The organism is Schlesneria sphaerica, from assembly GCF_044336245.1.
In the GTDB taxonomy this organism is placed as follows: Bacteria; Planctomycetota; Planctomycetia; order Planctomycetales; family Planctomycetaceae; genus Schlesneria; species Schlesneria sphaerica.
The window spans coordinates 1,681,620-1,706,601 of record NZ_CP172346.1 but is presented as its reverse complement, the minus strand read 5'-3'; the positions used below and the strand labels follow the sequence as shown (position 1 = coordinate 1,706,601).

The 24,982-nt window shown below is 57.3% G+C and carries 14 protein-coding genes; 3 read left to right on the top strand and 11 right to left on the bottom strand.

Features of this window, described 5'->3' with window-relative positions:
* Nucleotides 1–40: 40 nt before the first annotated feature.
* From ACGY09_RS06365 to ACGY09_RS06325, 9 genes are all read right to left on the bottom strand, one after another.
* A complete protein-coding gene (locus tag ACGY09_RS06365) occupies nt 41–1,780 on the bottom strand; it encodes a fatty acid CoA ligase family protein (protein ID WP_397570914.1) in 1,740 nt (579 codons plus the stop codon).
* A gap of 375 nt (nt 1,781–2,155) precedes the next feature.
* Nucleotides 2,156–5,035 (bottom strand): DNA gyrase subunit A, encoded by a 2,880-nt coding sequence (gyrA, locus tag ACGY09_RS06360; RefSeq protein WP_397570913.1) that lies wholly within the window; start codon nt 5,033–5,035, stop codon nt 2,156–2,158.
* A gap of 375 nt (nt 5,036–5,410) precedes the next feature.
* Nucleotides 5,411–5,887 carry a VOC family protein gene (locus tag ACGY09_RS06355; RefSeq protein WP_397570912.1) on the bottom strand — a complete coding sequence of 159 codons (477 nt, stop codon included), beginning with the start codon at nt 5,885–5,887 and terminating at the stop codon, nt 5,411–5,413.
* A gap of 312 nt (nt 5,888–6,199) precedes the next feature.
* Nucleotides 6,200–7,726, bottom strand: coding sequence for a DegQ family serine endoprotease (locus ACGY09_RS06350; protein ID WP_397570911.1), 1,527 nt, complete (start codon nt 7,724–7,726; stop codon nt 6,200–6,202).
* Nucleotides 7,727–8,143: 417 nt separating this feature from the next.
* Complete coding sequence (locus tag ACGY09_RS06345) at nt 8,144–9,523, bottom strand: sigma-54-dependent transcriptional regulator (protein ID WP_397570910.1); 1,380 nt, start codon at nt 9,521–9,523, stop codon at nt 8,144–8,146.
* Entirely contained in the window at nt 9,508–10,980 is a 1,473-nt protein-coding gene (locus tag ACGY09_RS06340; protein ID WP_397570909.1) for an ATP-binding protein, read from the bottom strand. The genes ACGY09_RS06345 and ACGY09_RS06340 overlap by 16 nt, the downstream gene beginning before the upstream one ends.
* Before the next feature lie 260 nt (nt 10,981–11,240).
* Entirely contained in the window at nt 11,241–11,738 is a 498-nt protein-coding gene (rpsI, locus tag ACGY09_RS06335) for a 30S ribosomal protein S9 (RefSeq protein ID WP_373651111.1), read from the bottom strand.
* A 108-nt stretch (nt 11,739–11,846) separates the two neighbouring features.
* Nucleotides 11,847–12,353, bottom strand: a complete 507-nt coding sequence (gene rplM, locus ACGY09_RS06330; protein ID WP_375314965.1) for a 50S ribosomal protein L13 — start codon at nt 12,351–12,353, stop codon at nt 11,847–11,849.
* Between the two features lie 160 nt (nt 12,354–12,513).
* The gene (locus tag ACGY09_RS06325; RefSeq protein ID WP_397570908.1) at nt 12,514–13,851 is read right to left on the bottom strand and encodes a cytochrome c; all 1,338 of its coding nucleotides are present in this window, start codon (nt 13,849–13,851) and stop codon (nt 12,514–12,516) included.
* Between the two features lie 711 nt (nt 13,852–14,562).
* On the opposite strand from ACGY09_RS06325, the gene ACGY09_RS06320 reads away from it, so the two are divergent.
* A complete protein-coding gene (locus tag ACGY09_RS06320; RefSeq protein ID WP_397570907.1) occupies nt 14,563–16,083 on the top strand; it encodes an MFS transporter in 1,521 nt (506 codons plus the stop codon).
* Between the two features lie 470 nt (nt 16,084–16,553).
* Here the strand turns inward: ACGY09_RS06320 and ACGY09_RS06315 are convergent, their stop codons facing one another.
* Entirely contained in the window at nt 16,554–17,468 is a 915-nt protein-coding gene (locus ACGY09_RS06315) for a hypothetical protein (protein ID WP_397570906.1), read from the bottom strand.
* A 154-nt stretch (nt 17,469–17,622) separates the two neighbouring features.
* The gene (locus ACGY09_RS06310; protein WP_397570905.1) at nt 17,623–22,278 is read right to left on the bottom strand and encodes a PQQ-binding-like beta-propeller repeat protein; all 4,656 of its coding nucleotides are present in this window, start codon (nt 22,276–22,278) and stop codon (nt 17,623–17,625) included.
* Nucleotides 22,279–22,563: 285 nt separating this feature from the next.
* On the opposite strand from ACGY09_RS06310, the gene ACGY09_RS06305 reads away from it, so the two are divergent.
* Nucleotides 22,564–24,027 (top strand): DUF1501 domain-containing protein, encoded by a 1,464-nt coding sequence (locus ACGY09_RS06305; RefSeq protein WP_397570904.1) that lies wholly within the window; start codon nt 22,564–22,566, stop codon nt 24,025–24,027.
* A gap of 274 nt (nt 24,028–24,301) precedes the next feature.
* A complete protein-coding gene (locus ACGY09_RS06300) occupies nt 24,302–24,934 on the top strand; it encodes a hypothetical protein (protein WP_397570903.1) in 633 nt (210 codons plus the stop codon).
* Nucleotides 24,935–24,982: the final 48 nt, after the last annotated feature.

Sequence of the window (24,982 nt, the reverse complement as noted above, 5' to 3'; positions counted from 1 at the left end):
GTGGCCGTTTCCGAGTGTAACCGTCGCGCGCGGTTGGTTTCTAGCGGACAGCGGTCGCGGCCCAGAGGGCCAGCTTCTCGCGGAAGATCTTGGAATTGTGACGAATGTCGACGGGGAAGTGAGGATGAAAGAGCATTGTGCGAATCGGCGTGGTGAGCTCAAAATTTGCCCCGAGGTCCCGGAGCTCCGATAGCAGTTGGGTGTTCGTCCGCTTCTGGTCGTCACGTGACTGGAAGCGGGGATAACGTTCGATGCACAGGATTGGCTCGACGGTCCCCTGTTTTCGTACGCCTACCAGAGCCGTGCGGAACACGGCCGGGTGCTGGTTAAAAATTCCTTCGACCGGTTCTGTGAAGTAGGTCCGCGCGGGGGTGACCACCCGGTGCGACTTGCGGCCGCAGAACCAGAGCCGCCCCTGGGCATCGAAGTAACCAACGTCCCCCATGCGGTGCCGCATTCGTCCTGATTCCGGATCGCGGATTTTGGCCAGCGCAGTGAGATCGGGACGATTGTAGTATTCCTGTGTGACCATCGGTCCGTGGACGACGATCTCACCGATCTCGCCGGGCCGGACGCGGAGTTCGTCAGACCAGACGGGGATCGGTTCATCTGTAATTCTGATGATTTCGACGTGGATCGAAGGGGCCGGTTTTCCGACACAGGTTCCCGCTCCTTGCGCGGTCAACTTCTGCGTCTCACCCAGGATTTCGTGGCTGCCGATCACGGCCACGGGCAGAGACTCTGTCGCACCATACGGCGTGAAAATTTGCGACTGAGGGAGTAAATACTTCGAGAAGCGTTCGAGGATCATGGGAGAGACAGGGGCTCCCGCCGATAGAACGCGGCGCAGCGACGGCCATTTCTCGATGACATCCGTCGTTTGCGCGTTCGAGGGGGTGTGGCCCTGTACCGCTGGCCTCCAGTCCCGTCCCACCCGATTCAGTAAAGCTGGCGAGCCGAAGAGGTTATTAATCTGGAACCTCTGAATCGGGCCGACAATTTCGGCGGGATTGACACGGGCCGGTTTCGTGAAATCCATCCGTGGGACGACGGCCGTCATACCAAGAGCCGGAGCGAAAAGTGCGAACAGAGGAAATGTGCAGAGATCGACCTCTCCCGGTTCGATCTGCAGTGCTGCTTTCAACGCCGCGACCTGGGCCGCAAAGTTTCCGTGCGAGTAGACTGCCCCTTTAGGAACTCCCGTACTGCCGCTGGTAAACAGGATCGCGGCAGTCTCTTCTGCTTCCGTCGCTGCGGGGTGCCAGTCTATTGTCCCGTTTTGCTCTGAGGACCGACGGGTACGTCCTTCGGCAGCGACCTCCTGCCACGTCCGCCCTGCCCATGCCAGTCGTCGTCCCACCGTCACCAGATGCTTAATCGACCGCTTTGCCCAACCGAACAGGAGTCGTGCCAGATGGGCCTTCGTCACTCCGATGAAGGCCTCTGGTTCGGCTTCGGCCAGACACTTGCCGAGGTTTTTGATGCCGATCCCCGGATCAATCAGGACCGGAACGGCACCCGCCTTAAACAGGGCGAAGGTGAGCGTGAAAAACTCCAGCGAAGGGGGGACCATCAGCGCCGCTTTCACGCCACGTCCGATACCGATCCGCTCCAGTCCCATCGCCAGATCGTCGCTCTTCTGATCAAGTTGCTGATAGGTGTAGCTGGTGTACTGCGTCTCACCATTCGCGTCGCGGGAGGCAGGAAACCTTACCGCAATCTGATCGGGGCGCTGCTGAGCCATTTGTTTCAGGTGCGACGCAATGTTGACGATCGGCATTGACCAACCCCTGAAGCAGACACTGTTTTGTGAGGACCTGACTGCACAGACCGAGGATCCCGTGATTCTGTCAGCACGCATGGAACAAGATGAGCAGCCTGTCGTGAATTTACAGGGGCTGCAAGCGAAGCATTGAAGGACGCAGCACTGTCATGAATCGCCTGTTCGGTCGCCGGAAACGGCTGTTGTTCGAGACCTGTCGCTTTGCGTGAGGCCAGCAGAACGACCGATCTGCTATCAGACGACAAGCCACACTGCCATGAATGGGCGGTGTGGCTCGTCGCCTGCTGGAATCCACCGAGGTGACGGACCGAATCACAATGGAAAACCACTGAGAGGCGGGCCGCCGGGGCGGTCCGATTACTTCTGATCCGTTTATTCCTGATCAGGGGAATCCGGCTGGGCCGCGTCGTTCGGGAGTGAAGGCGGAGCGACTTCGGGTGGTTTCGTTGCGGCAGCTTCAGCCTCATTCGCGACGGCGGCGGCAGCAGCACTCAGATCCGCAGGGATGCGAGCCATGCTGACCAGTTTATCACTCTCTTCCAGCCGGATAATTCTGACGCCCTGCGTATTGCGGCCAATCTCGTTGATATCTCCCGCACGAATACGCTGGATCTTGCCCGTTGCGGTCACCATCAGAACTTCGTCCTGCTCTGCCACCGCGAGAATCTTCACCGCATTGCCGTTACGTTCCGTGGTCTTGATGTCCTTCACACCCATCCCGCCACGCTTTTGTCGGCGATACTGGTTTGAGGAGCCGACTGCTTCGTCACCGGATTCCACTTCTTCAGAATCGGTCTCGGTATCTTCTGAGACGGTTTCGTCTTCAGGGACTTCGTCCTCGGCAAGCGCCGCTTCATCGTCGAGAGGAGCATCAGAGGCAACGTCGCCGGTCGTGGACAACGTGTCGTCTAAGGCCAGGCCGCCGATACCGATGGCAGTTCGCTTGCCGTAACCATTTTCGCAGACCGTCAGAAGACTCATCGTCGGATCGGCGAGAACCATACCGATGACCAGGTCGTCCTTTTTCAGACGGATGCCACGTACGCCACTGGTATTGCGTCCCATGCTGCGAGCATCGGTTTCGGTGAAGCGGATCGCCATTCCCCTCTTCGTCGCGAGGAGCACATCTTCGTTCGGGGAGACGATCATCGCTTCGATCAACTGATCATTGTCACGCAGATTGATCGCAATGATCCCCCCCTTCATGGGGCGCTTGTAGGCGGACAACGGTGTCTTTTTCACAACCCCGTTGCGGGTGGCCATGATCAGGAATCGCTCGTCATCAAATTCGCGTACGGCAACACAGCTGCTGATGCGATCCCCTTCCGGCAGGGCGAGCAGGTTGACCAGTGCACGTCCCTTGCTGGTGCGGTTCTGCAGCGGCAGGTTGTAGACCTTTTCCCACAGAACCTTCCCCTTGTCGGTGAAGAAGAGCAGCCAGGCATGGGTGCTTGCCACGAACAGGTGCTCAATCGCGTCTTCCTCATCAGCTTTCGCGCCGATGATTCCTTTGCCACCGCGATTCTGAGCCTGATAGGTGTTGAGCTGCATGCGCTTGATGTAGCCACGTTGCGAAAGCGTCACCACCATCGGCTCTTCGGCAATCAGGTCTTCCTGGTTGATGCCGCTGAGTTCCAGGTCGTTGATTTCGGTTCGCCGTTTGGTGGCATACTTGGCCTTGAGCGCCAGCATATCGTCCCGGACGACAGCCCGAATGTTGGCTTCGTCCGACAACAGGTACAGATGGCCTTTGATATCGGCCAGCAGTTTCGTGTGTTCTTCGTTCAGTTTTTCGCGTTCGAGATTGGCGAGCGAACCGAGCTGCATCGAGACGATGGCTTCCGCCTGATTGGCAGACAGAGAATAGCTCTCTTTTTCGCCGACTTCGCTCTGGTACATCTCGAAGCCGCTGTCACCCAGCGCCCGCTTGACCAGTGGCGCGGGAACCTGGATCAATTGCAGACGGTCTTTTGCTTCGGCACGACTTGGCGAGTTGCGGATCGTCGAGATCACTTCGTCGAGGTTGATCTGGGCAATCAGCATCCCTTCGACGGTATGCTTTCGCTTGCGTGCTTCGCCCAGCAGGAATTCGGTACGACGACGCAGCACCGTGACGCGGTGTCGGATGAACTCGGCCAGCATCTCTTTCAGCGAGAGCAGCTTTGGCCGGTTGCCAACCAGGGCTAGCAGGATGATGCTGACCGTCGACTGCAGTGGCGAGTACTGGAAAAGCTGGTTGAGGACAACTTCTTTGTCTTCCCCCCGTTTGACCGCGATATGCAGACGGGTTTGCCAGGCGGGCAACGTCCGGTCAGTCAGGTCGGTGACGCGGGCGATCCCCTTGATCCGATCGTCCTTGATCAGTTGCTCGATCTTCTCACGAATCCGGTCGCGTGTCTCGAGATACGGGATCTCGGTCACTTCGATAACATCGGTGTTCTTTTCCGTGATGAACCTGGTGCGGGCACGCAGCACAATCGTGGAACGGCCGGTGAGGTAGGCCTGACGAATTCCCAGGCGACCGCAGATCACACCGCCGGTGGGGAAGTCGGGACCGGGCATGCATTCGATGATCTCGTCGAGTGTGCATTCGGGGTCATCGATCAGGCGAACAACAGCGTCGCAAACTTCACCTAGGTTGTGGGGCGGAATGCTGGTTGCCATCCCGACCGCAATTCCGTTCGACCCATTGACGATCAGGTTGGGAAAGCGGGACGGAAGGACGACCGGTTCCCGGTTTCGCTGGTCGTACGTGAGCACATAGTCGACCGTATCACGCTTCAGGTCGTCCAGCATTTCGGACGCGACGGCTGAGAGTCGAGCTTCGGTATACCGCATTGCCGCAGGAGGCATCCCTGCGAGAGAACCGAAGTTCCCCTGCTTGTCGATCAGTACGTCACGAACGTTCCAGCTTTGCGCCATTCGGACGAGGGTTGGATAGATCGATCCATCACCGTGGGGATGGTAGTTACCGCTGGTATCACCGCAGATTTTTGCACATTTGACTCGACCCGAGTTCGGACCGAGATTCAAATCGTTCATCGCGACAAGAATACGCCGCTGCGAAGGCTTCAGACCGTCGCGAACATCGGGCAAGGCGCGGCTGATGATGACCGACATGGCATACGTGACGTAGCTCGTCCGCATCTCATCCTGAATCGCGATATCCTGTACGCGATCATTCGTGCCATGGGAGGTCAGAGGATCAAGGGGCAGATCTGAGCCGTCAGGAGTTCCGTCGCCAGTAGCCAATCGTGAATTCCTCAAATGGAACGAGGTTTATCTGACCGTGACTCGATTTGATCGAGCGGAACGTCCCAGAAAACTCGTTCCGGAAAGGTCGTAGGCACCGCAGTTGCGCAATGCCATCTCATGCACTTTGTAAGAGGAAAATGATACTCTTTTTGAGCGATGATCTCAACTCAGCCGATCTGTTCTCAACTGCATTTTACGCAATAAAAAATGAGGTTTTTCAGCGACGGGGGCAGCCTTGGAAAGGTGCTTTCGGCAAGCCAGAACTGGTCCCTCAAAACGGATGGCGTCGACCTGTGAAGGGACAGCGAAGTGACCTTCCAGAAAGGCGGCTGTGGCATTCATGCGGGCCCCTGCCCCGTCATGAGCCAGCCTCTACCAGCCCGCGGGAGTTCCCCAGACGCCGGGAGTGATCAATTCGACGGAATTCCCTGCGGGGTCTCGCAGGTAGAGCGAAATTCCTCCCTTCGGCCAATGATGCTCTTTCTCGATCTCAATCTCGTGCGCCTGGAGTTTCGCCCGCCACGCATCCAGAGTTTCGTGTCGCACTCCAAACGCGACGTGGCCCGGCCCGGTCGCTCCGTGCGGGGGAAAGACATGCCCCTGCAATGTCGTCTGGGGATTAAAAACCAGAAGTACGCTTGATGGCCCTGCAGAAAAGAAGACATGGCGTCCCGTTTCCTTCGCCATCACCGGCAGGTTCATTACGTCGGTATAGAATCGCTCCAGCTCATCGAGGCAATCGCCGTAGATCGCGGTTTCGACAATTGTTTCGATGGACAGTTTGCACGGAGGATTGTCCGTCCCGCTGTTTTCGTCGGGGCGGCTGGATTGCTCGCTCGATGGACTCATCACATCAACCCATTCTTCAATTCAGGCGTGACGGCTCGGTTTTATCACAGCAGGGATCCGTGCACCGGACGGGTAACCATTTCCCATTGCGACGCGGATCCGTCAGTCCCATTCTACAGCGTGGAACAAACGAAGAAGCACAGGCCAACGAAAAAAGGCGGAAGAACAACTTGTGTCCTTCCGCCTTTCACGCTCCCTGTGCAGGGAAACCTGGGGCTTGCAGGCCCCCAGACGTCACTCGTGCAGGTGACGCTTAACTTCCAGGGAAGCGTTCGGCCACCACAGCCTGCATTTCATCATCTGTCACAGCGATCAGTTTTCCGTCTTCAAGACGACGAACCGTGAGTTCTTTCCGTCCGAAACCAGCAGCAACATCGATTTGGCATCTTTTTCATTGCTCAAGATTTCGTTGAACTCTTCAGCCGACTGAACCTTCTTCCGGTTGATCTGCTGAATCAGCATGCCTGGTTCCAGGCCCGCGTCACTCGCCGCAGAACCGGGCGTCACTTCGGTGATCACAACGCCCGAGTCTTCGGAGTAGCCAAACTTCTTCGCCAGGTCAGACGTCAGTGGCTGAACCGAGAAGCCCCAAGGGTTGGCCGACTTCTGCGTTTCTTTCACCGATGCGATCGTTGCGGACTCAGGAAGCTTGTCGAGCGTGACTGGCACAGTAATTCGCTGGCCATCCCGGAGCACAGTCAGATTGACCTGCGATCCAGGAGCCCGCATTGCGATGGAGTTTCGGAATGAAGCTGCCTCCTGAACCACTTTACCGTCGAGTTCGACGATCACGTCCGCTTGTTTCAGGCCAGCCTTTTCACCCGGAGCACCCTTCTGGACATCTCCAATCAACACACCGTGTGGGTCATCCAGCCCGAACTGTTCGGCAAGATCCTGATTCAAGGCCTGAATCCGGACCCCCATGTAGCCACGAACAACGGTCCCGTGATCCCGAATCTGTTCGTAGACCTGCTTGGCCATGTCGATGGGGATGGCGAATCCCAGTCCCACCGAACCGCCGGACCGACTGAAGATCGCGGTGTTGATTCCAATCGCTTCGCCTCGCAGATTGACCAGCGGTCCGCCCGAGTTACCGGGGTTGATCGCGGCATCCGTCTGGATGAAGTTTTCGTAGTTGTTGATCCCCACGCTGTTTCGACCCACGGCACTGACAATCCCTGCGGTCAGAGTGTGCGTCAGTCCGAAAGGAGCTCCTGAAGCGAGGACCCACTCACCTACTTCGGTCGTCGACGAATCTCCCAGTGGAAGTGTTGGCAGGTTCTTGCCATCGACTTTGATGACCGCGACGTCGCTTTGAGGATCGCTACCAATGACCTTGGCGAGCATTTCCCGGCCGTCATGGAATCGGACAGTCACCTTGCTGGCGTCACCCACCACGTGGTGGTTCGTCAGGATGAAGCCTTCGGGAGACACAACGAATCCCGAACCCTGGCCGACAACCGGATTCTTCGGACCTGGCAACTGTCGCTGCCGCAGTCCTTCGGGAATCCGGTCGCCGAAGAACCGCTTCATCAACTCATCGTTGAGGGGGTTGGATGAGTCATCTGGAGCGGAACCCAGGACGTCGGGGCCAGATTTCTTTTCGACCTTGAGTGAGACCACTGCCGGAGTAAGGCGCTTGGCGATTGCTGAAAAAGCCTGCCCAGACTGTTCTAGGTTCTGGATCGCTTTCTCGGAACTGGAGGCGGAAACGGCCCCCTTCTCGGGGTTGGCTGCGACATGAGGAGGTGTCGCCAATGCCATATATCCAAGGCCTCCGAACAAAAGTGTGCCGGCGATCGTCAGGCGACTCGCGAGATTCGCGTTTTTCGTAGTCAAACATCGTTCTTCCATAATTGCACCTCCCGTTGAATTGTTGAGACAAGCCTCCCAACAGTTCGTTTCACACGACGAACTTGATGGCGAATGGGGTATTCGCAAGTGGAATGCCAGAAGATTTTTTTTCAACTTCTTCGAACGTCAGCTAAAATGATTGGCTTGTAAGTCATTGCTGCACAAGGAGTTCAAGAGATGCCGAAAAAGAGGATGCCGCGATCGACTGGGCGAAAGGGCGTCGCGGGCCCGTGTTGCCACGGGGCATTGTGCCCCAGCGGGGAATTCTGCCCCGGGGGCGCGCCTGGAACATGGGAGCGTTTGCTGACTGAACTCGGGTGACGACAGGAATGCGGCTCGCTGTCGTGTGTTGACTGTCAGGAGAACCGTGCGGGTTACCGACAAGATCGGCCAGAGGGATTGTCAGACCGTGGCGTCTTCCGGAGAGTCGTCCCCCATCTGCTTGAGCTTTCGGTAAAGCGTCTTTCGGTCGAACCCCAGGACCTGGGCAGCCGTGGTCCGGTTCCCTCGCGTCGCTTTCAGGACGTGACGAATGTAGCGTCGTTCGACCTCTTCCATCGTCAGCAGTTCACTTGGATTATCTCCCCCCAGCTCCAGTTGAGAACCCTGATAGTTACGGATCTTGTCAGGCAGGTCATCGACGGCAATCCGATCGAACCGCGCCAGGGCAACCGCTCGCTCGATCGCGTTTCTCAGTTCCCGAACATTCCCCGGCCAGGAGTAGTCCATCAATTTCTTTGCGGTGGCGTCAGAGAGCCCCACCACCTGCTTGCCGTTCGCGCTGGCGAACTGCTGAAGGTAGTGCTGCGAGAGTAACAGGATGTCGGTGCCGCGAGCCCGCAGCGGCGGGAGTTTGATCTGGATGACGTTCACCCGAAAGTACAGATCTTCCCGGAAACGCTTCTCTTCGACGGCCGTTTCCAGGTCACGGTTGGTGGCCGCGATCAGGCGAACATCGAAAGGGATCTCCTTTTCGCTGCCAATGGGTCTGACGGTTCGCTCTTCCAGAGCCCGTAACAGCTTCGGCTGAAGAGTGAGGGGAAATTCTCCCAGTTCATCCAGGAACAGTGTTCCGCCATCGGCCTGAACGAACAGGCCACGCTGGTCTGAGACGGCATCGGTGAAAGCACCTCGCTTGTGACCGAACAGTTCGCTTTCCAGCAGAGATTCGGGCAAGGCTGCACAGTTGATCGCCACGAACGGTTTGGACTGGCGTCGGCTTTGCTCATGCAGGGCCCGCGCCACCAGCTCTTTTCCCGTGCCGCTTTCACCGGTGATGAGTACCGACGCATCCGTGCCGGAGACGCGCCTCAGGTCCTCAAACAACCGCTGCATCGCGGGGCTTTCCCCCAGCAGTTTCGAGAATCGGCCGGATTGCTGCACACGATCGCTCAGCACGCGCACCTGCTCTGACAGTGAGCGATGCTGGATGGCGCGATCAATCCGCAGAGCAAGGATGTCCAGTTCTACGGGCTTACTGACAAAGTCATAAGCCCCCACGCGCATGGCTGCGACGGCGGTTTCCAGACTTCCGAAAGCGGTCATGACGATCACGGGGATGTCAGGACGGTTGGCCACGATCCGTTCGCACAACGAGAGCCCGTTCATTCCCGGCATCTGCAGGTCGGTCAGGACCACATCGAACGGTCCGGTTTCGATCTCGCGCAGTGCGTTGCTGGCGGACGTTGTCCACTTCGCAGAAAATCCGCGCGAACTCAGATCCGCTTCGATCAATTCACACATGCTCTGGTCGTCGTCGACGATCATCACTCGGCCGGGCATTTCACATGATCCTTCGGCAGATAGACTCGAAATTGACTTCCTCGACTGACTTCGGACTGAACGTCAATCCAGCCCCCATGCTCGCGCACGATTCCATAAGCAATCGAGAGTCCCAGGCCAGTCCCCTCGCCCACATCTTTGGTGGTGACAAACGGTTCAAAGACACGGCCCCGGATCTCCGGGGGAATGCCATGTCCATTGTCGTCAACACATATGCAAAAGTAATCAGCAGGTACCGCATCACTTGCAGGGGGCGACCGGCGATCTTCGGTCACAGAAATGGCGACCCGCCCCCCGGGATCTGACGCCTGAATGGCATTGACGACCAGATTCGTCAACACCTGCTGAATTTGGCCGGGATCGACACACGCGATCATCGGCTCCGGTGAAGTTCGGACCACCAGATCGACTTCATGCTTGTGGCTGAGCTGGTTGAGGATCTGGGACGTCTCGCGCATGATCATTTGCAGATCGACCTGCGTGCGGTGTGACTTTCCGCTGCGAGAGAAATCGAGCAGATGTCGAATGATCGTTGCCATTCGTTCCGCTTGAGCTTTAATGATCTGAGCACTTTCGACGATTGCGTCCGGAGCGAGTCGTCCCGACGTGATGAGACTCGCTCGGCCCGTCACGACGTTCAGGGGTGTACCGAGTTCATGAGCCACACCTGAGGCAAGCTGGCCGACTGTCCGCAGGCGATCTGCATGTCTCAGTTGTTCGATGGTGGCGATGCGGGCATCCGCTTCCTGCCGAATGCGCTGCTCGGATTCCAGCAGACTTTCACACATCTGATTCAGTGTGTCAGCCAGTTCGGAAAGTTCGTCGCGACTTCGCAGCTCGATCGGCTCGGTCAGATCCCCAGCTCCGACCCGGCGCGCCTTATCGATCAACCGCTTCAGTGGCCAACCAACCAGCCAGATCCCCAGCAGCAGCGTGACTCCGATGCTGCCTGCGACAACGATCGCCGTCAGGGCGATCTTTCTGTAGAGAGAAGTGCGGACGAAGTGGTCTGTCATGCTCAGCGGTTCGGTCAACTCCAGGGCTCCGGGCCGCTGGTCGACATTCACCGAAACGTATGTCACAAGATACTCGTTTCCATCCGCCGTTCGATACTGTAGCGTGACCGGCTCACGCAACGAAACTTTGCCAAGACGCTCGGTCGATGCGTGGGGGCGAAATCGTTCTCCGCTGCGGCCGTCGAGCCACACCCAGCGGATCAGCAGCAATCGCTCCCTCTCATTGGCGGCCTGGATCAGGGCCAGTGCGACTTCAGGCCCTTCCCGGCGCCATGCGTCCGCCACCAGTTCTTTCATAGCACTACCGATGCGATAGGCTTTCCGTTCCAGCTCGGCACGCAGAAACTTGGACTCACGCTGGACGGAGAGATAGGCATCGATCCCCAGAATCACCACGATGAAGGCGATCAGTGCAAAGACGAGTTTGAATGTCAGTTTCATGGCAGTGACGTTCTTCGTCTGGATCGCACGACGGGTTTGTTCGGTCTCTATCTTATCGAGGCAAAGTCAGCAGAGGCCATTCATTTCATGGGTCGGTCAGCGATGGTGCATTCCATTCTATCGTTGTCCAGGCGTGACATCCCTTCGCTGGTGTATGGCGTGAAAGAACGAAAAAACCCCGACCGGAAATGATTCCGGCGGGGCCATTCTTGATCAGTCGAACCAGTTCTGTCAAAACAGAAAGACTGGTCTCGATTGATTTAGCGTTTCGAGAACTGAGGGCTTCGACGAGCTTTCTTGAAGCCGTATTTCTTTCGTTCGACCATTCGGCTGTCTCGGGTGAGGAACCCGTTTTCGCTCAGCAAGCCGTGCAGGCTGGGGTTCATCGCTTCGAGGGCACGAGCGATACCCATGACGACGGCTCCGGTCTGTCCGGTCGTTCCACCGCCGCTGACGCGGACCCACAGGTCGACCTGTCCGAGCTTTTCAGTCGCACGAAGAGGAGCTTCGATCATCTGCAGATCACGAATGTTCGTGAAGTAAACTTCGAGTGGGCGGCCGTTGATTGAAGTGGCGCCGGATCCGGGCTTCAAACGGACGCGGGCGACGGAAGTCTTACGGCGACCGGTACCGATCGCGACCCCTTGCCGATCCAGCTTGCCGTGAATCTTGACGACAACCGGTTCAGGTGCAACCACCACAGGTTCAGGCGTGGCCGAAAAATTCAGTTCTGGGGAATCAGCAATCGTTTCATCCATCGTATGCTTGCTCAACGGAAGGGTACGGGAAAGTATTCGAAGAAACTGACGTTCTCTGCCGGGACCGGATCACCTGACTCGGCCGTAACCGAAACAGATGCCGACACCCTATTTAGGAAGCAGATGCGACGGCAGTGGTTGTGGTTGTTGGGCCTGGTGGGTGTGATCAGGACCGACGAACAGCTTCAGCTTTGCCAGCATGTGGGTAGCGAGAGCGTTCTTGGGGAGCATTCGCTTGACGGCGAGACGCAGGATCTCGGTTGGGTTCTTTTCCCACAGGTCGATCGCAGGAATGGTGCGCTGACCGCTGGGCCATCCGGTAAACCAGACGTAGCTCTTCTTTGACATCTTGGTAGTGTAGTGCGGATGCTCGCCGTGCGCCATCCGACCGCCGGTGAAGCGAATCTTGTCCGCGTTCACAACGATGACATAGTCACCGGTGTCGACGTGTGGCGTGTAATCGGGGCGATGCTTGCCCATCAGAACCGTCGCCAACCTTGTCGCCAGACGACCAACCGTCATACCTTCGGCGTCAACCACAAACCACTTGGCTTGATGATTCCCGCTGGGACTACGATCGGAAGCTTTTAGAAATGTCGTGCCAGGAGCAATCACAACTACAACCTTCACCCAGATTCACAAATTCAACACAGACACCGACCCAAGTTTTTGGGGAACGGGAAATTTAACGACTTCACGCATTCCCTTCAACCGTTGGTGTGAACTTTTGTGGCCATATCTTCCGATTGTCACTCGATTTCACTCGATCCAACCCTTAAAGCGTCTTGAGATATTCAAGAACGGCCCGCTTCTCTTCGGAATTCAGCCGATTCGGGAAGAGATGACCCTGAGGGCTTTTCCCCGGTAAACGCGTGTCGAAATACCTTCTCTTTCGGGCGGGAAGGGTGTCTGCCGCCGGGATTTCGGCGAAGTCGGTCGCCTCCAGGCCAACGCGTTCCTCATCATACCCATTCTCCGTCCTTTTCCAGATCTGCGGACGAGACTCGGGATTCAGGATGTGCCACAAAGTTGGGACAGAGCCATTATGTAAATAAGGCGCACTAGCCCAGATTCCATCCAGAGGAGGGGCCACATAGCCAACGGGATCGGTTTCGACGGGATCCGCTCCGAATCGGCTCAGCCAGCCTTGCTTCATCCAGGAACGGTGCTCCGGCGTCAACGCGTTCAATCGCAGCGGATCCGTGCCGATTTCGTCAATCGGGACAATCGTCTGCACATATCGAGCGTCGTTTCCGTAGGTTCCATGACACTGCGAGCAATTTTCCCGGAAGACGGCTGCCCCTTGCTGCGCCAGGTTTTCATCGATGGCGAAGGGGTATTTCGGGGGGGAGAGCGACTCGATCCAGGCGAGGATCTCTTCAAATTCCGGCTCCCATTCCGTGAGCTGCTGCGGGGAAACCCGGGGAATCAGGATAAACTGCATCAGAGGTCGCGCTGTCTTGGGTGCGAATCCGTCGGCGTAGAGCGACTCTTTCTTGCGGACGTTCCAGAACGGCGGAGCATCCACGTCATGGTGCTCCAGGCGAGGAAGTTTGCGTGTCAGGTCCACCGACATGTCCGGGTTCCGAAAGGCTCCCAGCGCGATCCCAAAGATGACGGAATTGGTTGTCCCGTCGGTGGTGTTCAGGGGCATCTGCAGCGAGCCGAGATCGAGGTGTGCGAGGGCTTTACCTAACTGCAGTTTGGTGGCGCGCACGTCCTCCGTCAGCGTCTGCAGGGCAATGTGGGAATTCGGCAAGCCTGCGTAAGGGACACCCGCGACTTTGCCGCCGTGGCAGGCGAGGCAGGTCATCGTCCAGTTTCCCTGTTCGTCGACGCGGTATCCCAGGGGTTTTCGGCCGGTTGCGTCGTCCGGATCCAGAGTCAGGCCGTAGTAGGAGAATGTCAGTTTTCGACGTTCCACTGGATCCGCGCTGGCCGCTTTCGAACGCTCAGGTTCTGGCCAGGCCTTCCACAATGCGTCGAATACCTCCTCGTCGAAATCGGCAGGCAGGTACGAATGTGTTCGCAGGTTACGGTAACCCTGAGAGCCGGGATCGGAAATCTCTGCCCCGCTGGCCAGCGGAGCGAACCCCAGCCAGATTGCCGACACGAGTCCCGCCGAAATGACCTTGGCGGCGCGGCCGAAAGGGATGGAGGAACGGCGGTGGTTCCTGCGGAGCGAGCGTGATCCAGCTCTCTGGCACGTGCCCCGGAAAGGTCGAATCCGTTGGATTAGATTTATATTCACTTTGATCACAGTCAAGTTCTCCTGAGAGCAGGCTCGGAGGCGTTTTTCGAGTCACCGCATTCTACAGGAAGTGGGTCCTAAGTTCTCCTTGTCGGTCCTCTGCATCGTATATCCGCTGTGCCGATCGGTTATTAACCAGACGAAGGCGAGGGGCGGTCAATCGCGGAAATGGGACCGTGCCCACCGGAGAAAAGCCGCTTGTAGTGCTTGGCAAATTGAGAGTTGCGAGACGACCGGGGAGCTCAAAATTTTCAGTAAAACATTCCTCATCATCACGAGGTGTTTTTCGGTGGACATGCTATGATAGTAGGCAGTAACGCTATTGACCCGCCAGATCGGCCAGCAAGCCCATGTAACAGACTGCAAAGTGGCTCATTAAATTCAGCTGGAAAACGGCCCGCCGACGATTGCTAAATCGATGGCAACGTTTTTGCTCAGCCGAAGCTCTCAACGTCCGATAAAACCAGGTCAGGTTGATCGGCCGACAGGTGACCCTCTCTCTCAGACTTCCGGGTACATGGATGTAACGGAGACACTCGTGGGGGTCAGATAAATTTCAGCACTGGAAACCCCTTGATCTCGCTTGTAAAAAAGCACAATCGGCCTCGCGGTTCAATCTCCCCCCGATTCAATCCCGCCTCGTCCCCGGATGAAACCCCTTCCCTGCGATCCCGGGGAGGATTCACAACGTCATCCCCATCGGCGACGACTGCGGTCGCTGCGCCGCTGGCAATTCCCGGCGTCCGCTCGAATGAAGCTGGTGACGCTGCTCCGATCGAGGCACCCGTCGATCGCGAAGTGGCTCCTTCTGCCATCGAAATGGCCACGAACGGACTGGGCCTGAAGCGGAACCTGCAACTGAGCATCGGTGACGGTTCGTCCTACGGCGTCATGGTGGGGATTGGTGAGACCTATCTGCAGGCCTTCGTCCTGGCGATCGGGATGGGAGAAGTGTTTGCGGCTCTCATCGCGACGGTGCCACAGCTCGTCGGTAGTCTGCTGCAGTTGGTGTCGCCCGCTGCGATTCGTTTGATCCGCTCGCACAAATGGTGGGTCGCGGCGTGTGCCGGGATTCAGGCACTCTGCTTCCTGCCACTGATTATTGCCGCATCGACGGGGACAATTTCCCACTCCGCCATTCTCGCGGTCACCTCACTCTACTGGGCCACCAGTTTGGGAGCGGGACCGGCGTGGAATACGTGGCAAGGGACGATTATTCCTCGGGATATCCGAGCCAAATTTTTCGCACGTCGGGCGCGACTCTGCCAGGCAACGACCCTGGCCGGGTTCCTCGGTGGCGGATTCGCATTGCAGTGGGCACGAGCGCACGGTGTCGACGTTCCTGTTTTCGCCATCTTGTTCGGCATCGCTCTGGTTTGTCGTCTGGTCTCTACACTCTGTCTGATGTGCCAGAGTGAACCGGCTCCGATTCCGGCAGAAATGCGGTTTCTTTCGCTGGGCGAGCAATGGGAACGGTTTTCACGTGGGTCGTCAGGTCGGCTGCTTGTTTTCGCCGTCGGCATGCAGGTGGGCGTCTTCGTCGCAGGTCCGTTCTTCGTTCCTTACATGCTGAAGGAACTGAATTTCCAGTACCATCACTATGCCATTCTGATCGGTGCTTCGTACGTTGCCAAGTTTTTGACCCTTCGCTTGTGGGGACGGATCGCTCACCGCACGGGGGCTCATCGACTGCTGTGGATCGGATCGCTGGGTCTGATTCCTCTGGCGGGAGGATGGTGCCTCAGTTCCAACTACGTCTGGCTGTTCGTGCTTCAACTGATTGCAGGAACCGCCTGGGGGGCGTACGAACTGGCCCTGGTGCTCTTGTTCTTCGAAACCATCCATGAGTCCGAGCGGACGAGTCTGCTGACGCTGTACAATGTTGCCAACAGCGTGGCACTGGTGGTGGGGTCTCTCATTGGGGCCGTGATTCTCAATGGTCTGGGGATCTGTGCGGCGTCGTACCTGTGGGTCTTCGTCGCTTCGACAGCTTTCCGGGCACTGGCGCTGGTGCTGTTGAAGCGCGTTCCGGTGCCCCATGTGGAAGTGGAGCGCGCTGCCGCTGTCGTGACACCCCGTCCAGTGAACAGTTGATTCCACGGGGGACTCAGTAGGTCGGGGAATGCGCCAACGAACGCCCGGTTCTTCGTGGAAAAAAAAGACTCCTGCAAGAAAAAATTTTTCTTGCAGGAGCACCATGCGTCTGGGGTGGATAACGATGCCGGGAAAAACGAACCCTAGTAATCACGCATGGGAAGAATATTTCGCTGCCGCGAGGCAGTTGTCTCATTGCTTATCGCATTTCGACAAGAATTTCATTAGCAATTCCTGCGCCACTCGTTCTTGTTGAAATAAATCCTGACTCAGCTCTGAATGGGTCTGTCGGTGACGCGCCGCAGAAGGCGATTTGGCGTAAACGCTGCGGCAAATTTGAACGCCCGTATCAAGTTGCCACTTCCGGAAATCACCGTCCGATCCGGGGCTCTCGACCAGCAAAAATCCCGAGCCTGGCGGCAATATTGTCCCTGGCATCGCTGAGGCTGCAGTCGATTTTGGTGCGAGCCCTAAATCTCCAGGGAGTTGGACTCTTGCGGGCCATTCAATGACAGGCGGTACAATCGCCACAGGGCGAGCAGATAAAGCACCAGCGTGCTGACGACGCCGTGGAGCACGACGTAGAAGCGGGTCGAGAGCGTCGGTTCTACGAACCCGAACCACTCCATTGCGGCGTACCATCTGAGCAGACTGACGCCAAAGACGATGGGCAGGGCGGTCAACCAGACGCAGTGATAAACAATTGGAGCCTCGGACGGGCGGATGGGGAGCAACCACTGCCGAATCGACAGGTGAGATCCCCCCGTCGCTGCCTTCAGGAACTCGATCCAGTTGCGCGGTGACGAGGCGGAGATGGTCTCGACAAGAATCTGTCGATGTCGCAGAAAGCCGATCCACAGTCCGCAGAACAGAGTAATGTAGAGTGACTGTGTGAACAGTGCGTGCATGTAGACGAACGTGAGCGAATGCTGCGAGTCCAGTAGAATACGGATATACGGGTTTCCCTCCAGTTCCAGATCGGGGCTATGGGCCACCGTGACGGCGATGTCGAGAATCGCACCTCCCACGATGAAGATGCCACCGCAAAACGTAATTCCCCAGGGCAGGCCGGTTTTTCCCTGATTGACCAGCCGGTCCAGCAGGATCAGCGCGACCAGCCCGAGTGCAGGAAGTGAGTAGGCGGTGTAGAGATGCAGTCGCCAGGAGTCTTCCGGAAGCCACTTCAAGACGCTTTGCGGAATGGTGAAGCCGCTGGCCTGCTGCACCGATTCCCAGACATCCGCTTCAAGACTGCCGGGACCTGAAAGAGCGTGCGCGACCAAGTCACAACAAAGCCAGCCGAGAAAGAGTGCCGAAACGAACATGAACCGCCGGAGGGTCACGTTCTCATTCCAGTAGACGACGGAACGATCAGTGTTTTGCATGTGAGGATCCCGCCTGACGAGTTGCCGCGTTGATACCTTATTGTAGTGGAGGGTGTTCGACGAAAACGAAGATTATCGCTTTTAGAAATGAGGACGTGTTTCGTCCCACAGACAGGGACCGTGCGCTCCTGGTGAGGGAACCGTACTCTCCCTGTCACTGATTCTTAAGTGGCTTTGTCTCCTGAGTTTTCGGGGAATCGCGTCCGTCAGAACTGATGTCGGATGAATAATCCACGGTGATGGTTTCTTGCGTCAGCTTGATTTCCAGCATGCCTTGTTGAGGATCCGGATTCAACAGGAAATATGGGAGCACATCCATACTTCTGCGTTCCATCAGGATTTTCCCGGTTAGCTTGTCGGTGATCTTGAACACCCCTTCGCTCGCGTTGTTGATGCCTGCGGGAGGGAGTTTCCAGGCCTGCACCAGAACCGGCGCGGATCGGGAAACTTCTAATGCGAATGGTTCATTCTTCAGGTCTCGTTGCCACACAATCTGCCCGTCCGCTCGCTTCACAGCATAAAGCGGGCCATTCACGAACCGTGTCCGATAAGACTCTCTCGGCTGGATCCCTTTCAGCCCCTCCAGATTCGGGACCGGACGAGACATGGCGACGTACCAGTGATCCGAATCAAAGCTCGTCGCGATCTCCTCAACGGCGTCAGATTTTACACTCAAGGGGGCAAAGCGCAGTTCAGCAGTCCTGGCGTCCAGGATATACAACAGCTTCTCGGGGGTGACGACTGCGAGCGTTGACTCATCCAGGACGGCCACCAGAGCTTCGGCCGGGTCAGTTCGAGTCCAGATGCATTCACCCGACCTGAGATCATGAAGGCTGACTTGGGTGGTGGCTCCGCGACGGGCGGTCCAGGCCAGTGATCCCTGCTGTAGCAGCAGGTCTTGAGGCGATGCCGTTAGTTCGCGCTGTGCCAGACTCCGGCCGTCAATCGCGCTGAGTTCGTCCACTCGGCCCGTCTGATGCCACACGAAAACCCGCTGGTCATCGCCAAGGATAGCCGCGTCGACCGGGACATCGTAGCGCTGCCACAGGCTGCGGCCTGTCTCGGTGTCGACTGCGGTCAGCCGTTTTCGCTGGTGGTAACAGAGATAGCCCGCACGGACGGGGCCAATTTCAATGAGCGGTGGTCCGTTGAGGGCTCTGACTGTCTGTCGAGGTGAGTAGATCCCCTTTGAGGACGGTGCTTCTTCTGTTTCGCCGACGGGGATTTCGAGGTCAATCGGGTTGGCCCACAGGAATTGCGAGTTGGGTTCGCCCTGTTCATCCACAAGCGAAACCCCGAACAGTTCGCTGCCAATCAGCAGTACGACAATCCGTCCAATTCCCCAGCCCTCGCGCAGCATGTGACCACCGGGCCCCCGGAAGGGAGATGACGATTTAGGGAGGTTCAAGCGACGTTCGTTTTCTTCGTCTTGACCTGTCTGGAAGAACGCGCCTCCCCGAATGTAGACCTCGTCTCCCGTACGATCGATCGACACGTCGAGTCGTTCGGTGAGACTTCCTGGTTCGGAATGAAGAGGGATGGTCGGAGCATAAATTCCGAAGTTGCGATCATTGCGTGATTTGATCTTTGGCTTCGAACTGGGCCAGTGCGTCTGGAGTTCGCTCGAAGTCCCGCGAACCGCAACAGCAATGGATTGGTCTTGAGGTGTCCCTTCTCGCTCGATCTCTGGCGGAGTCGCCGAAGTCTCTGCGGACGACGAGAGTTCCCGCGACTCTTGTTCAATCTGGGCCTGCCGACGGACTGCCTCCGCTTCCCGATGAAGCCCCTGTCGTTCCAGCTTTTCAGCCAGTCTCTGAAACGCCTGAGAGGCGATGGAAGGATCATCACTGCCCGCCGCGTCCCGCAGCCGCAAGTCCTGTTCGACGAGCGGGCGTTTGCGAAGGATTTTATCCTGGTCTGAAATGATGAGCTGACGGCTCCAGTCGAGTCCTCGCCACTGCGTCCAGAGTTCCTGAAGTGCCAGTCGGTCTCGGCTGTTCCGTGCCTGGTTCACTCGTGATTGAAACAGTCGGTCCAGTTCGTTGCGGTCGGAGGGTGGGGCACGCCGGTACGCTTCATCAATCAGACCCAGCAAGACACGGTCCTTACGGACGTGAGTGGTCTGCCGTTTGACCAGTTGATCATGATGAGCCAGATTTGCGGCGAGTCCGTCCAGGCAGGCGTCGACGGTGTCTGCAAAGTCGTTCACCGCAAGTGCAGACATGCCGATCGAAGCGGCGGCTGCAAACCTGTAGTCCGAGTTGTCGGCCAGTTCGTTCAGTTCGCGCGCCAGACTGGTGCGACTGACTTCACTGGTTGCGGTTGGACTACTTTCCAACGCTGCAATCAGAGCTTGTCGGCGAAGATTGCGTGCCGGGGTCGATGTCAGCCCGACCAGATGTTCGCGGGCCAGTTCTACATTTCCTGCCTGGAGGTCCAGGAGTGCCGCCCGAACTCGCAGAGACTCGTTATCAGGGTCTTGTTTCAGTTCCAGGGCGATCGACTGTCGAATGTCATCTAACTGAGGGAGCAGAGAGACGGATTGTCGGTTGAAGGCAATCCAGCCATGTTCAGTTTCGGCGAGGATTCCGAGCGGCACGTCACTGGCCCCCGCTTCATTGAGAACCGTGCCGTCGATCGCATTGAGGACGGATGCACCGCCCGACTGCACGGGAATCACCAGCAGTGATCCGTTCAAGACGGCTGGACCGCTGACCTGCTCGATGGGGGTGGCCCAGGCGAGTTCTCCTGAACCGATGTCGTGCGCCCGGACGCGCATGTCTTCGGTGATGATCACTCTCTGATCAGTGATCCCGATCACGGCTAACCCGTCCTGGCGATCGATCTGCCAAAGTGGTTGACCGTGAGGAAGGCGAATGGCATGCAACTTGTCTGTCTCTGGTGAGGCGAACAACAGCACGGATTCCGGGGGAGGGGACGAGGACTCGTTCTGTGTGTTCGGGCCTGATTCCTGCGGGATCGACTGTGCGACGGCAAGAAAAGGTTCACGCCACGTTTCCCACCAGGGTTCAATCAGATTCACGCGTCCGGCCCGTCGTGTCATCTGGGCCATATCGCCCGCGAGGATGGTGATGGCAGGATACCGGTAACTCCATTTTATGGACCTCATCGCAGGATCGACAGCGACGATGCTGCCGGAACTTGTTGAGCAGAGCAACAGGCCCTCATGCCAGACAATCGGACAGGCCGTGCGTGACCGCTGCAGGTCTTCGTCGATCGGCCGAGCGGCCGTGCCGAGCGGAAGTCTCCAGTTCAGTTCCCCTGTGCCAATGGACAGGGACAGCAGTTCGAGATCTGAATCACGCTGTCCGATGACGAAAAGGTCGCCGTCAAGGACGAGCGGCGCACTCAGAAAGCAGTATCCTTCCAACTCCTGCCCCAACTCTTGCCGGGGTTCAGAGACCGGGCCGCCGATCTCCCAGTTGAGCTCCCCGGACGTCAGATGGTAGCTGCAAAGCTGATTGTACTGCGGCCCCAATCGGGGAAGGCCGCGCGAGCGATCACTCTCCATTCGGAATTCACTCGAACGGTCCGGTTCCTGGATGACGAACAGATGCAATCCGTCAGTTGTCATTCGACTGAACAGGGAATCGGCCTGGGTGCGTCGCTGTGCCCACTCAATCGCAACCGATCGATAAGCAGTGCTTTCAAAAATTCTCTTGCCGATGTTCAGGAATTCCGTATTGGGAATCGACCATTGTGCCTGACCGGAGGGGATATCAAACGAGTGAATCTCCTGCGTCGTGCGCACAATGGCCTGAGAGCCGCAGATCAGGGGAGCGGTAATCAAGACAGGTCGTGCCGACGGATCAGGTAGAACTTTCACCAGCTTTTCCAGACTGGTCTGCGGAGCATTCGGCAGGTCATGTCGCCAGATGGGCAGAAGCACCGGCCGGTGTTTCTGCCACCGCTGTGCGGTAGCGCCCACCTCCTGAGAGGTTGCCGGGGACTGGTGTCCAGAGGGGGACGCAGCAAGATCCTGTTGCATTCGCCATTCAGCAAGCGTGATAACGCGACCAGCGATTTCCAGCTTGAAATTGCCATCCAGTGCAGAAAGTCGCTCAGCCAGTAACCGCCGTTCTCGGGCCGCATCCTCGTTCATCATGGATGTGTGGGTCAGGGACTCCGTCGCCGCAATAAGTGCCGTGACGCGAAGGGGCAAACTCACTTGAGGATGCTCTGCCACCCTTCTGAACGCCGCGGCCGCACGGCGAACGTGTCCAAGATCCCGCTCATGAAGTCCAAGCTGCCACCACGCTTCGACAGCCAGGGGGGACTCGGGGAAATCTCTGAGAAAGCGAGCGATTTCCTCACGACCGGAGTGCTTCGCGCGGTCCCAGATTTCACTGGCTGCGACACGCCGCTGTGCTTCAAATCTCGCTCGTGCCTCGGGCGGAATCTGCTCCAGCACACGTCTTACATACTCTGCCGCAGTGACGTCTGAATAAGAAGAAATCGGGACGAACGTCGTGGGTTCCGAGAGCAGGGTCTCCAGCAACGGAAACACTGCGTGATATTCTTTCCGTTCCAGAGATAACTCAATTGCATCGGCACATTGGACGGCTGATTGGTGTCGATCAAGGCTGAAGGTGGTTGAGCTACCCCGCCTTTCACCGGGCTTTTTGACCGGTTCGGGCTGGATTGCCAACCGCGGCGGAGGGGGGTCGAGAATCTGAGCGAAGACAGAAGTTGGGCAGATGAGGTGGCTGTTCTGAGTCCCGAAGAGACCGACCAGCACCGCGAACACGAACTGTCGAATTGCCGCTGATGAAATCGTAACGCCGCTCATAAATCGCCCTTGTGTGGCAACTTAGGATTGTCGCCCTCGTGCAGCGAGACCGCAACCGATGGGCAAAATTTCGGACTTTTGAGTGAGAAATCAATCGTTCCAGGAAGGGTGCATGCCAGGGACTCACAGGCTGCCTGACCCCAGCAAGTCATTGACAGATGTTTCTTATCACCAGTATAAGGAATTGAACACACTGACTTTTGCCGATGTATTCCTGGGCAGGATTCGATCGCCATAAGGCCCGCGTGACTGAAAGCCTCGTTCGTCAAACAGGGAGCGACCAGCATGTTTGTGATTCCCGGCCAATACGGTAAAGACAATTGCGATGGATACAGTCGTCGGGAGTTGCTGAGAGTCGGTGGTGCGTCGCTGATGGGCCTTTCACTGCCCAGTCTGCTGAAGCATGAGAAAGTTCAAGCTGCGGAAGAAGCACGCTACGGCGGTGTGGGATACGGCAAAGCAAAGCATGTCATTCTGGTCTATCTGCAGGGGGGACCAAGTCACCTCGACCTGTGGGATCCGAAGACCGATGTTCCTGACAACGTCAAAAGTGTCTTTGGGCCGATCGACACCAGATTGCCTGGCGTTCAGTTCACCGAGTTGATGCCCAAGCTGGCTCAGGAACTCGACAAAACAACGTTGTTGCGCGCTGTCAGTTACTCACCCAACGGACTGTTTAACCACACCGCCGCAATCTATCAGATGATGACCGGCTATACGGCCGATAAGGTCAGTCCTTCAGGACAGTTGGAACCACCGAGCCCCAAGGACTTCCCGAACTGGGGCTGCCACGTCATCAAGGCTCGCCCACCGGAAGTTCCGATGCTGCCGTTCGTGATGATGCCTCGGCCTCTGCAGGAAAGTAATGTGATCGGCAAGGGGGGAACTGCGGGCTTCATGGGCCGTGCCTTCGATCCGTACACGCTCTATCCGACCGGCGACGACATGGATATGTCGAAGATGGATCGCATTCGAGTGGACGATTTGCAGCTTCGTCCCGAAGTGCCCCAGGATCGTCTGGCCCGCCGAGCCAGCCTGCGTGAAACGGTCAATGCCAGCCTGGACGACCTCGATAAGGCCGTCAGCAAATATGCACTGGATGAATATTACGGCAAGGCTCTGTCGCTGGTTCTGTCAGGCCAGGCACGTGAAGCGTTCAACCTTTCCGCCGAAACCGATGCCTTACGGGACAAGTACGGCAGGAACACATTTGGGCAAAGTTGTCTGCTCGCCCGCCGGCTGATTGAAGCAGGGACGCGCGTTGTCCAGGTGAACTGGCCAAAAGTTGCGAACTCAGACAATCATTCGTTCGACGTTCATGCGGGACTTTCCGCCCGAATGAAGAATCAGTCGGGACCCATGCTGGATGCCGGGCTATCGTCACTGATTGCAGATCTGGATGATCGTGGAATGCTTCAGGATACTCTCGTTCTCGCGATTGGCGAATTCGGACGCAGCCCCAAACGAGGTGTCAGCACCTCGGGCAATGGGAACACTGACGACGGACGTGATCACTGGCCTTACTGCTACACCGGCATCATGGCCGGGGCCGGGGTCAAACGAGGATTCGTCTGGGGCAAGTCTGACCAGACCGCTTCGGCTCCTGTGGAAAACCCCGTTCATCCGATCGAACTGCTCGCCACGATTTACCATAGCGTCGGGATGAATCCACGTCGAATGGTCTATAACCACTTGAACCAGCCGCGAGAGATGGTCAACGCCGATGCAGTGACCGGCATTCTTTCCTGACACCCGGTTGCTGGACCAGGGCCAGAACTTTGTTACTCATCGAGTTCGCCGAATCCGTTTGAGGATCGGGGTACAGCACCACGATCCTCAAACCTGCAGACCTCGCACGTCCGATGTGTCAAGTCGCTGCCGAACTCTCTGCAATAACAAACCGAACGCAGTGACGAGATCTGTTGTCTCACTGACAGGATGACTGCATCCACCGTGCAAACCGCGGGAGGCAGTCATTTTCAATTTCAATCAGTGCAGCGCGACCATACTCAGGGTGCATTCCGTGGATCACGTCATTCAGACCCTCGTTGACTATGTCAAAGACCACTCGGTCAAGGTAATCACGGGTCTCGTGCTGATGGTCATCGGCTGGTATCTGGGACATCGCCGTGCATCCGCCGACTGGAAGAAGCAAGAGTTCTATGATCGGTTGAACGTGTCGCTGAATATGATCCAGGATGGCACGCTGAAGATTCGCACTCTCAGTGAAAAACGCTGTGAGGACGTGTTCCTCAATCTGGCCGCAGCCCACACGGTTCAGAAACTGGCTCGGCAGACGACCGGAAATGACCCCATCCTTCCGATCCCGGCTTCGGAAAACTGGTTCTACCTGAACGCCATTCTCAACGACCTGTCAGAGCAATTCGCAATCGGTTTTTTGAAATCCGATATGGGAGCGCAAGTCACCACGGCGACGTATCTCATTGCCCTCACCTGCGAATCTGTCGGTGAGATGAAGACGCGAAAAATCCGGGCGATGGTGGTTCGAAAAAGCCTGCTCACGAATCTGCCCGAGGAAATGCCCAGGCTCGAGGCGTCGCACCACATCACCCGCTGGTCAACACTCCAGCGGCTTGCTTCGGAATTTCAGAAGCGCCCCGAGCGTTTTAAAGAGGTCGAACTCGCCGTCTCCTGAGTCCCTTCGTAAGCAGCTTTTGAGGAGTATCGGGTGGGACCAGATAAG